Origin of the sequence: Luteitalea sp., from assembly GCF_044337415.1 — a bacterium.
GTDB lineage: Bacteria > Acidobacteriota > Vicinamibacteria > Vicinamibacterales > Vicinamibacteraceae > Luteitalea.
In genome coordinates this window covers 1-5,545 of the sequence record NZ_JBIINP010000247.1, presented here as the reverse complement: position 1 = coordinate 5,545, position 5,545 = coordinate 1, and the positions used below count along the sequence as shown (strand labels likewise).

Annotated in this window: 5 protein-coding genes; 2 read left to right on the top strand and 3 right to left on the bottom strand. The window is 70.1% G+C overall.

The window, feature by feature from the left end; translation table 11 throughout:
* Positions 1-35: 35 nt before the first annotated feature.
* On the bottom strand, positions 36-1,745 hold the full coding sequence (locus ACIRDX_RS20150; protein ID WP_396627229.1) for a serine/threonine-protein kinase: 1,710 nt from the start codon (positions 1,743-1,745) through the stop codon (positions 36-38).
* 75 nt (positions 1,746-1,820) lie between these two features.
* Between ACIRDX_RS20150 and ACIRDX_RS20145 the strand changes: the two genes are divergently transcribed.
* Positions 1,821-3,638 carry a M61 family metallopeptidase gene (locus ACIRDX_RS20145; RefSeq protein ID WP_396627228.1) on the top strand — a complete coding sequence of 606 codons (1,818 nt, stop codon included), beginning with the start codon at positions 1,821-1,823 and terminating at the stop codon, positions 3,636-3,638.
* 185 nt (positions 3,639-3,823) lie between these two features.
* Here ACIRDX_RS20145 and ACIRDX_RS20140 read toward each other — a convergent pair whose 3' ends face one another.
* Positions 3,824-4,528: a CDP-alcohol phosphatidyltransferase family protein gene (locus tag ACIRDX_RS20140; RefSeq protein WP_396627227.1), complete on the bottom strand. Its 705-nt coding sequence runs from the start codon at positions 4,526-4,528 to the stop codon at positions 3,824-3,826.
* Between the two features lie 13 nt (positions 4,529-4,541).
* Positions 4,542-4,793 (bottom strand): hypothetical protein, encoded by a 252-nt coding sequence (locus ACIRDX_RS20135; RefSeq protein WP_396627226.1) that lies wholly within the window; start codon positions 4,791-4,793, stop codon positions 4,542-4,544.
* Positions 4,794-4,874: 81 nt separating this feature from the next.
* Between ACIRDX_RS20135 and ACIRDX_RS20130 the strand changes: the two genes are divergently transcribed.
* Positions 4,875-5,545: DEAD/DEAH box helicase (locus tag ACIRDX_RS20130; protein WP_396627225.1), on the top strand; the 671-nt coding region annotated here is incomplete at its 3' end.

Genomic DNA, 5,545 nt, shown 5'->3' with positions numbered 1-5,545 from the left:
GGCGTTCGGCGTTCGGCGTTCGGCGTTCGGCGTTTCTATGGAAGCATCAGTCCCAACGCTCGCGCATCGGCCGGGCGCTCGGTCGGCACGGGCGACAGGGTCTTCGTGATCGCCGCCGCGAAGCCCGCCGGCACGTCCGGGCGGAGCGTCGCCAGGGGGTCGGGCCGCTCACGCAACATCGCGCCGAGCAACTGCGGGAGCGACGGCTCCACGAAGGGCGGCGACCCGGTGGCCATCGTGTAGGCGAGCGCGCCGATGGTGAACAGATCTGCCGCCACCGACGGCGCCTCGCCCATCAGCACTTCCGGCGCCACGAAGGGCAGTTCCGAGTCGCGCAGCTCCGCCCCCCGCAGCGCGCCGACGCTCACGGTGTCGAGCAGGTCCTGCACCTGGCTCACGCCGCCGGACGACACGAGCAATCGCTCCTCGCCGTCTTCCGTCGTGAGCCGCGTGGTGAGGGGCGTGATGCCGCAGACGAACGCCCCGCGGCGATGCAGGGCGGCGACGCCGTCCACCAGTTGCTGCACGAACGCCTGGAGCACCGGCCACGGCAAGGGCCCGTCCTTCTCGAGGCGCTGGGCAAGGCTGTCGCCGAGCACGAGATCGGTCACCACGTACACGAAGTCGGGAGCCTCGCCGAAGTCGCGCACGTGCATCACGTTGGGATGGTTGACCTGCATCGCGCGCGCCTCGCGGATGAATCGCTCCCGGGCGGCCTCCCAGTCCGACACGTCCTCGCGGCGCAGCACGCGGATGGCCACCGCGGTGCCGAGCGCCTGGTGCGTACCGAGATAGATCTGGCTGCCCAGGCGGCCCTTCGAGAGCGGCGCACCGAGCTCGTACCCGCGGATGGCGGGCGGGTCGCCCATCGCACGGGGAGCCACGCCCGCCGCCACCGGCGATCCCGGCGACGACGACTCGCGCAGCGCCCGCGCCAGCACGTCCATCGACGCCGGCCGCCTGGCGCGGTCCTTGGCCAGGCCCTGCAGGATCACGGCCTCGAGCGCCGCCGGGACCGTCGGCACGAAGTCGCGCAGCGGCTGCGGCTCGCGCGTCAGGTGCCTGGTGATGATCACGAACGGGTCGTCGTGCGAGAACGGCGGGCGCCCGGTGAGCAGCTCGTACAGCATCGCGCAGAAGCTGTAGATGTCGGCGCGCGCATCGACCTCCTCGCCGCGCAACTGCTCTGGCGACGCGTAGTGCACCGTCCCGAGGAACTGGCGATCGAGCGTCAGCTTCAGGGCCCCGGCGATCTCACGAACGTTCACCAGGCCGAAGTCGACGACCTTGTGTACGTACCGGCCCGCCATGTACTCGTGGCTCACCACGTTGGCGGGCTTGAGGTCGCGGTGCACCACACCGGCGTCGTGCGCGAGTTGCAGGGCGCTGCACAGCGGCGCGGCGATGTCGACCACCTCCTCGTACGGCAGCACGCGGTCCACGGCCAGCCGCTGCAACAGGCTCGGGCCGTTCAGGTACTCCATCACGAGGAACGGATGGCCCTGCCCATCGACGTCGTAGTCGAGCACGCTGACGATGTGGGGGTGGCGCAACTGGGCGGCGGCGCGGCTCTCGCGCAGGAACCGTTCGCGCAGCGACGCATCGTCCGGGGTCGAGAGGATCTTCACCGCGACCTCGTCGCCGAGGATCACGCGGCGGGCGCGGTAGACGGCGCCCATCCCGCCCCGCGCCAGCAGTTCGAGAATCTCGTAGCGGCCGTCGAGGACATCGCCGGGCGTGAGCACGCGGTCGGAATCTCCTATGATGCCAGCTGCGGCCTGTCCAATCCGTGCAGCGCCCGCCATGGTACCAGAGCCCCGATGCCACGCTTCTTCCTCGCGGTCGCCTTCTTCCTCGCCTGCCTGTCGCCCATGACCACGAACGCCCAGCCGACCGGCGCGCGCCCCGCTCGCGCCGACGCCGACGCCGCGATCAGCTACACACTCCGCTTCCCCGACGCCGCGCGGCACTACGTCGACGTCGAGGCGACCTACCCGACGGCCGGCCAGCCGCGCATCGAGCTGATGATGGCGGTGTGGACGCCGGGGTCCTACCTGGTGCGCGAGTATGCGCGCCACGTCGAGGCGGTCGAGGTGACCGACCCGTCGGGCGCGAAGGCCCCGGTCAAGGTGCGCAAGAACCGCTGGGCGATCGAGACGGGCGGCGCGCCGCGCGTCACGGTGCGCTACCGCGTCTACGGGCGCGAGATGAGCGTGCGCACGAACTGGGTCGAGGCCCGCTATGCCCTGCTGAACGGCGCGGCGACGTTCCTGACGCTGGTCGGCGGCCAGGCGCGCCCGCATCACGTCTCGCTCGTGCTGCCGCAGGGCTGGACCCGCGCGATGTCGGGCCTGCCCGAGGCGGGCGGCCGCTTCACGGCAGCCGACTTCGACACCCTGGTCGACAGCCCGATCGTGGCTGGCGCGCTGAAGGTGTACGAGTTCACGCAGTCGGGCAAGCCGCATTTCCTCGTGAACGTCAACGAGGGCGGCAACTGGGACGGCGCGCGGGCGATCGGCGACGTGCAGAAGATCGTCGCCGAGCACGAGAAGATGTGGGGCAGCCTGCCGTACGACAAGTACGTGTTCATCAACATGATCACGGAGGCGGGCGGCGGGCTCGAGCACAAGAACTCCACGGTGCTCATGACGAGCCGCTGGGCCATGGGCACGCGGCAGTCCTACCTCGGCTGGCTCGACCTCGTGAGCCACGAGTTCTTCCACGTGTGGAACGTCAAGCGGCTCCGTCCCGCGGCGCTCGGTCCCTTCGATTACGAGACCGAGAACTACTCGCCCTCGCTCTGGGTGTCCGAGGGATTCACGTCGTACTACGGCGACCTGCTGGTGCGTCGCGCCGGGCTGTCCAGCGACCAGGAGTACGCCAGCGGGCTCTCGAACCAGCTGCGCGCCCTCGAGACCACCGCCGGGCGCCTCGTCCAGCCGGTCACGCAGTCGTCCTACGACGCCTGGATCAAGCAGTACCGTCCCGACGAGAACTCCAACAACACCAACATCAGCTACTACACCAAGGGGGCGGTCATCGCCGCGGTGCTCGATGCGCGGATCCGGTTCGCCACCAACGGCCAGAAGTCGCTCGACGACGTGATGCGGCTCGCCTACCAGCGCTACTCCGGGCCGAAGGGCTTCACCGAGGCCGAATTCCGCGCGGTCGTCGTCGAGGTCGGCGGCGAGTCGCTGCGCGACGTGCTCGCGCGCGCGCTCGACACCACGCAGCCGCTGGAATACCAGCCGCTGCTCGACGCCTACGGCCTGCAGTTCGTGCCGGCCGACAGCACCGCCACCAAGGGCTGGCTCGGCATCCGCACCCGTATCGACGCCGGGCGCCTGGTGATCAACGAAGTGCAGCGCGGGACGCCGGCGGCCGAGGCCGGGCTCAACGTCGACGACGAGATCATCGCGATTGGCGACTACCGCGTGCGTCCGGAGCAGTGGGAAGCCCGCCTGGTGCAGTACCCGCCGACCACGAAGGCGTCGCTGCTCGTGGCGCGCCGCGACGAGTTGGTGCGCGTCGAGGTGACCTTCGGCCAGGAGCCCGGCAACGCCTGGCGCCTGCAGCCACGCCCGAACGCCACGGCCGCCCAGCTCGCGACGCGAGCGGCGTGGCTCAATACACGGTAGAGCAAGGAAAGAAGAGCAGAAGAGTAGAAGAGCAGAAGGCAGAGCGGGAAGACCGAAGGAAGAGCAAGGGCGAAGCAGGCGAAGAAGGCGAAGGAAGCCATCGCGCTTCTTGCTCCTTCTTCGCCCTCTTCATGGCCTTGGTGTTTCTTCGCCCTTCCCGCCCTGCCTTCTTTCCTTCTGCTCTTCTACTCTTTTGTCCTTCTGCTGTTCACGTTGAGCCAGAGGCTCAATGCGAAGTAGTAGGCCGGGTACGCCACGCTGCTCCACATCAGCCACGCGGGCGGTGCGGGCAGCCACCAGACGATCAGCACCACCTGGGCGGCCCAGAGGAACCCGAAGATCAGGGTGGGCCGCATCAGCGTGACCGTGCGCGACGGGTAGACGTACTTGATCGGCACGAACACGAGCGCCGCCAGCACCATCAGCAGGAGCGAGGTGGCCGTGGCGCTCCACCGCCAGGCCACGGCATACACCGCGATCAGGTTCCAGTACGACGGCCAGCCGGTGAAGAAGTAGTCCTGCGTCTTGGCCTGCAGGTTCGAGAAGCCGAGCCCGCTCGCGATGAGGACCGCCGCCACGGCGGCCAGGCCCAGGGACCCGGCGAGCTGTCCCTGATCCCACAGCACGGCCATGGGCACGAACACGTAGGTGAGGAAGTCGACGATGTCGTCGAGGCGGGCGCCGTCGATCCACGCGGCGTGGCGACGGACGTCCACGGCCCGCGCCGCGAAGCCATCGGTGGCATCGACGAAGCAGGCGAAGCACAGCCACAGGAGGGCCGTGCGCGGATCGTGGTCCCACGCGCTCTGGAGCGCCAGCCAGGCGATCACCGCCCCCGACGCCGTGTAGGCGTGAACGGCGAGGGCGGCGGCGCTCCGGACGAGGGACATGGTCCCGGCGGGACTACAGCGCCGCGAGGCGCCGATCGAGCTCAGCCACGGCGGCCTCGATCTGCTCCTTGCGGATCGGGTGCGTCGTGCTGTTGAGCTGCCGCGTCAGTTCGGCCTTGGCGAGCCGCAGCGACTCCCTGGCCCGCAGCTTCTCCGGGTCGACGCCGGCCGCAAGGCCGCGACGGCGCTTTTCGTGCTCACGGGCGTCGAGTTGTTCCTGCAGTCGGGCTTCTGCGTCGACGAGCCCCTCACCAGCGTCACTCATTCAGGTGTGTCCTCCCCGCGACGCCTCCGGGCGCACGGTCAACGTGAGAGCATACCAAATCGGCCGCCCGTCCTCCGGCGCATGACGCGCATGCCCCACCCGACCGCCTCCCTCCGCCCCTTCCACCCCATCGTCGCGCGCTGGTTCGCGTCGGCGTTCGCGGAGCCCACGCCCCCGCAGGCCCGGGGGTGGCCGGTCATCGCCAGGGGCGACCACACCCTGCTGCTGGCCCCGACCGGGAGCGGGAAGACGCTCACGGGGTTCCTGTGGGCCATCAACCGGCTGATGTTCGAGCCGCCCCCGGACCCGTCGGCGCGGTGCCGCGTGCTCTACCTGTCGCCGCTCAAGGCCCTCGCGGTCGACGTCGAGCGCAACCTGCGGGCCCCGCTGGCCGGCATCAGCCGCCTTGCCCGCGAGGAGGGCGTGGCCCATCACGTGCCGGAGGTGGCGATCCGGACGGGCGACACCCCGGCGGCCGACCGCGCGCGCTTCCAGCGCCACCCGGCCGACATCCTCATCACCACGCCGGAATCGCTGTACCTGCTGCTCACGTCGAACGCACGCGAGGTGCTCCGCAGCATCCACACGGTGATCCTCGACGAGATCCACGCGATGGTGGCCACCAAGCGCGGCGCACACCTCGCCCTCTCACTCGAGCGCCTCGAGCACGTCGCCCGTGGCCCGATCCAGCGCATCGGCTTGTCGGCGACCCAGCGCCCCCTCGAAGAAGTCGCCCGCTTCCTCGGCGGCGC

Coding starts and splice junctions, on each gene's coding strand:
- ACIRDX_RS20140 (WP_396627227.1), bottom strand. CDS start 4,528: ATGTCCCTCGTCCGGAGCGCCGCCGCCCTCGCCGTTCACGCCTACACG.
- ACIRDX_RS20145 (WP_396627228.1), top strand. CDS start 1,821: ATGCCACGCTTCTTCCTCGCGGTCGCCTTCTTCCTCGCCTGCCTGTCG.
- ACIRDX_RS20135 (WP_396627226.1), bottom strand. CDS start 4,793: ATGAGTGACGCTGGTGAGGGGCTCGTCGACGCAGAAGCCCGACTGCAG.